The organism is Streptococcus sp. CL9.43, assembly GCF_049737935.1.
GTDB classification, from domain to species: Bacteria; Bacillota; Bacilli; order Lactobacillales; family Streptococcaceae; genus Streptococcus; species Streptococcus infantis_I.
The window spans coordinates 1-721 of sequence record NZ_JBKOTS010000011.1; the positions used below are offsets into that span (position 1 = coordinate 1).

Below are 721 nucleotides of genomic sequence, written 5' to 3' on the forward strand. Positions count from 1 at the left end.
AACAACTGGAGTAATCTTAGGTGTGTATGTTGTTTCAGCTGGAGTGCCGTTGGCATCCTTAGCTTGAACTTTAACTGGAACTACTTCACCTGAGTATGACTTATCAGTTGGTGTAAAGGTTACAACACCTGTTTCTTTATCAACTGTGAAAGTACCAATAACTTCACCACTTGGAGATTTAGCATCTACAGAAGCAGCAGGTTGACCATTTTCGTCAAGAAGAGTAATGGTATCTTTGTCGATTGGTGCAACTGGATCACCTTCTGTGAAGGTTACAGTACCAGTTTGAACCACACCTTGAGGTGCTTCTGATTCAGCCGGAGTTGCTGTTGGTGTTACTGGAGTTACAGTTGGGGTGTACTTAGCCGTTACTGGCGTACCGTTCTTGTCAACACGTTTAACAGTCACACCTGTTCCTTTACCTGTGAATGATTTTTCTGGAACAAATGTTACTGTTCCATCTGGTGCTACTGTGTATGTACCTTCACCTGGAATTGTCTTAGTTGTTGATCCATCTTCAAATGTTGCTGGAACATCATCATCCATTGGTACGCTTGGGTTACCTTCTGTAAAGTTAGGTTTACCTGTTTGTTCTTGACCTTGTTTGTCAGTTGATGTTGCATCTTCAGCAGTTGGTTTAACAGGAGTTACTGTTGGGGTGTATGTCGCTGATGCTTTTGTTCCGTTCTTATCTTCGCGGACAACTGTCACAGACGGTGCA

Annotated in this window: 1 pseudogene; it reads right to left on the reverse strand. The window is 42.9% G+C overall.

The window, feature by feature from the left end:
• Positions 1–721, reverse strand: a pseudogene (locus ACLNCS_RS08510) (CshA/CshB family fibrillar adhesin-related protein); the annotation flags it as partial.